The organism is Nocardiopsis listeri (assembly GCF_020741345.1).
Lineage (GTDB): Bacteria > Actinomycetota > Actinomycetes > Streptosporangiales > Streptosporangiaceae > Nocardiopsis > Nocardiopsis listeri_A.
The window spans coordinates 1-3,879 of sequence record NZ_DYZD01000294.1 but is presented as its reverse complement, the minus strand read 5'-3'; the positions used below and the strand labels follow the sequence as shown (position 1 = coordinate 3,879).

The window sequence follows — 3,879 nt, the reverse complement described above, 5'->3', positions numbered from 1 at the left end:
CTGGACGCGCGGACCGAACCGCAGGGGGTGGACGAGCTGGCCGAACTCACCGTCACGATCAACGAGATGGCGGAGTCGGTGCAGGGCTCCATGGCGTCCATGGAGAGGATGCGGGCCGACGCCAGGAGGTTCGCCGCGGACGTCTCCCACGAGCTGCGCACCCCCCTGAGCACGTTGACGGCGGTGACCGAGGTCCTGGCGGCCTCAACGGAGGGCATGGCGGAGGACGCCCGGGAATCGGCGCGGATGGCCATCACCGAGACTCAACGGCTGGTTCGAATGGTCGAGGACCTGATGGAGGTCTCCCGATTCGACGCCGGATCGGCCCGCCTGAGAGAGGAGGAGGTGGACGTGGTCTCGGCGGTCCGCAACACCCTGCGGGCCCGAGATCGGCTCGATCGGGTCGAAATCCACGCTCCGGAGGAGCTGCCCGTGCGCGTGGATCGCCGACGGTTGGACGTGATCGTGGCCAACCTGGTGGGCAACGCCCTGCGGCACGGGGAGCCTCCCGTGCGCGTGGGTATCTTCGCCGACCGGACCCACGTGAACCTCGTGGTGACCGACGGTGGACCGGGCCTGGCCGAAGACGTGGTGCCGCACGTGTTCGACCGGTTCTTCAAGGCCGACGCCGCACGTACCCGCACCCCGGGCAGCGGGCTCGGACTGGCCATCGCGCTGGAGAACGCCCGCCTGCACGGCGGTGACCTCACCGCCGGTAACGGTGACGATGGTGGTGCGCGTTTCGTGTTGCGGCTGCCCAGAACACCCGGGGAGAGCGATCCGGGACGGGAACGGGGGGTGCAGGGGTGAGATCGGACTTTTCTTCGCCGGTGGTGTGTGTGCTGGTGCCGGTGCTCCTGGCCGCCGTGATGGGTTGTGGGGTCCGGCCCTCCGGTGTCTCCGACGCGGGTGAGGCGCCCACCGGTGTGGCCCCCGGGATGACGTTGTACTTCGTGGACGAGGATGGACTCCGGCCCCAATTTCGGCGAACCGAGCGCCTGGGCACGGTTTCCGACGCGGTGTCGTTGCTGTTGAGCGGACCGGGCGATTCCGAGGTGCGAACGGAGATCGCGCCGACACCGGTCACCAGCGTCGAGGTGACGACCCACCCCGAGACGATCGAGTTACGGGTGCCCTTGGACATCGAGGACGTGACCCCGTTGGGTATCGACCAGATCGTGTGCACCGCGCGGACCTCTCATGTGCAGAACGGCGGATCCGATCGAACGCGTGTACGGATCCGCTTCGTGCAGTTCACCCCCGAATCGGAGGTACACCGCACCTGCCCCCTGTACGAGTGAGCGCCGCGTCGGAGCGTCAATCCAGTTTGGTCACATCCACCGTCGCCGGTGGGGGAGCGGGAAGGGCCGCCCAGAGCAGGGCGAGGGCGACCATGACGGCCGCGAACGCCAACAGGCCCCCGCGTCCCCTGGCCCAACCCGCGTGGAACCGGATCGGGTCCTCGACGAGGTACTTCGACAGCGCCGCCATCCCGATGGACACGGCGCTCACGACCACGGTCCAGGTCCATCCGTGGAGCCCGGTCACCTCGGGGGAGAGCAGCACGATGACCGGCCAGTGCCACAGATACAGGCTGTAGGAGATCAGCCCCGTCCACCGCAACGGTCGCCAGGTCAGGATCCGCGCGATGACGGTACGCGGCGCGTGCGCGACCACGGCGATCAGGATGGCGGCCGCCATCGAGTGCGCGAACAGGCCGCCGGTGAACAACCACGGAGAGGTCGTGCCGTCGACCAGGACCCAGGACGCCCCGAGTCCGAGCGTCGTCAGGACCAAGGCGGTGCCCGCCCACCGAGCGACCCCTCGGGCCAGAGCGTCACGGACGGGCGGGGTTGCGACCAACGCGCCCAGCAGGACGGAAAAGGCCCGGGTGTCGGTGCCGACGTACACACGAGTGGGGTCCGCCGGGTCGACCAGGCAGATCATCAGGACCAGGGAGAGAGCCGAGCCCGCGGCGGCGATCCCCGCGACCCAACGGTCAGGACCGCCGAAGAGCCGCGCGGCCACCAGCAGCAACACCGGCCACACCAGGTAGAACTGTTCCTCGACCGCGATGCTCCAGAGATGCTCGAACACGCGGGCCGAGCCGAAGGCGTCCCAGTACCCCGCCGACTCCGCGATCAGATGCCAGTTGAGGACGTTGAGCTGTACCCACGGTCCGTCCGCGAGCGTCGTGCGCACCATGTCGGGCGGTCCGAAGACCCGGACCAACAGGGTGACCGCGGTGAGCATGACGGCCAGGGCCGGTAGCAGACGGCGGATCCTTCGCCCCAGGAACGCTCCGAGTGACACGTTCGCGCTCGCCCGGACCTCGCGCAGCAGCAGGTCCGTGATGAGGTAACCGGAAAGGACGAAGAACAGGTCGACCCCGAGGAAACCACCGGACAGGTGACCGGTGTGGAACAGCAGCACCCCGATGACCGCCACGCCCCTGAGCCCGTCCAACGCGGGTATGTGCGTTCTGTGGCCGGAAGGGGGCAGGGAGCGCGCGGTGGTCGGATTCGGTGTCATGCGAAAGAGGGTGTCCGGCGCCGATGTCCGCCTCGTCCCTGGGACGTCTCGACTCTGTCGCAGAGCAGTCGGTTGGTGCGACGACGGGCGGCGGATCGGAATATCGCCGTCCGGGCCGTCCTTGGGTACTCGTGTGCGCTCGGATCGGGTGTCGGGGCCCCTGGGACCCTGGAGTCTTCAGGGTGGGGCCGTACACCGGGTCCACTCTGGTCGCGCACTCGGAGAACCAGTGGTTAGGACATGACATGGACGCCCCTGCCAGTGACATCGTGGTGGATCACCACTACGACCTGGTCATCATCGGTACCGGATCGGGGAACTCGATTCCCGGCCCCGAGTTCGAGGACCGGTCGATCGCGATCATCGAGAAGGGGACGTTCGGCGGTACCTGTCTCAACGTCGGCTGCATCCCGACGAAGATGTTCGTCCACGCCGCCGACACCGCGCTGGAGACCGCCCAGGCCGGGCGGCTGGGTCTGAACGCCCGGGTCGACTCGGTGGACTGGCAGGGCATCGTCGGCCGGATCTTCGAGGACCGCGTCGACCCGATCGCCGCCGGTGGTGAGGAGTACCGTCGCGGCCCGAAGACCCCCAACATCGACGTCTACGACCAGCACGCCGTGTTCGTGGGCGAGCGCACCCTGCGCACCGGTCAGGGCGATGAGCAGAAGATCATCTCCGGTGACCAGGTGGTCATCGCCGCCGGTTCTCGGCCTTTCATCCCCAACGCCATCGAGGCCTCGGGGGTGCGCTACCACACCAACGAGGACATCATGCGGCTGCCTGAGCCGCCGAAGTCGCTGGTGATCGTGGGCGGGGGCTTCATCGCGATGGAGTTCGCCCACGTCTTCGACGCGCTGGGCTCGGACGTCACGATCATCTCCCGCTCGGCGCTGATGCGCGGACTGGACAAGGACCTGGGTGAGCGGCTCAACGAGTCGGCCGCGGAGCGCTACCGCCTCATCTGTGGCCCCACCGCGATCGGTGCCGACCAGTCGGAGGGCGAGGTGACGATCCGCCTCGACGACGGCTCCTCCGTGACCGGTGACGTGCTGCTGGTGGCCACCGGGCGGGTGCCCAACGGCGACCGGTTGGACCTGGCCTCGGGAGGGATCGAGATGACCGACCAGGGAGGCGTCAAGGTCGACGAGTACGGCCGCTCGACCTCGGCGAAGGGCGTCTGGGCCCTCGGTGACGTGTCCTCGCCCTACATGCTCAAGCACGTGGCCAACGCGGAGATGCGCGCGGTGCGCCACAACCTGCTCCACCCGGACGACCTGCGCAAGATGCCGCACGATCACGTTCCTTCGGCCACCTTCACCCACCCGCAGATCGCCACCGTCGGAC

General features: G+C 68.4%; 4 protein-coding genes. 3 read left to right on the top strand and 1 reads right to left on the bottom strand.

Annotated features, from left to right (window positions below; translation table 11 throughout):
- Both K8V84_RS15760 and K8V84_RS15755 read left to right on the top strand, forming a co-directional pair.
- On the top strand, positions 1-810 hold an 810-nt coding region (locus K8V84_RS15760), incomplete at its 5' end, for a HAMP domain-containing sensor histidine kinase (RefSeq protein ID WP_304075596.1).
- Between the two features lie 20 nt (positions 811-830).
- Positions 831-1,301, top strand: a complete 471-nt coding sequence (locus tag K8V84_RS15755) for a hypothetical protein (RefSeq protein ID WP_304075595.1) — start codon at positions 831-833, stop codon at positions 1,299-1,301.
- Positions 1,302-1,317: 16 nt separating this feature from the next.
- Here K8V84_RS15755 and K8V84_RS15750 read toward each other — a convergent pair whose 3' ends face one another.
- Entirely contained in the window at positions 1,318-2,532 is a 1,215-nt protein-coding gene (locus K8V84_RS15750) for an acyltransferase (protein WP_304075594.1), read from the bottom strand.
- Positions 2,533-2,777: 245 nt separating this feature from the next.
- Between K8V84_RS15750 and K8V84_RS15745 the strand changes: the two genes are divergently transcribed.
- Positions 2,778-3,879 (top strand): mycothione reductase (locus K8V84_RS15745; RefSeq protein ID WP_304075593.1); only part of this gene is annotated, 1,102 nt, incomplete at its 3' end.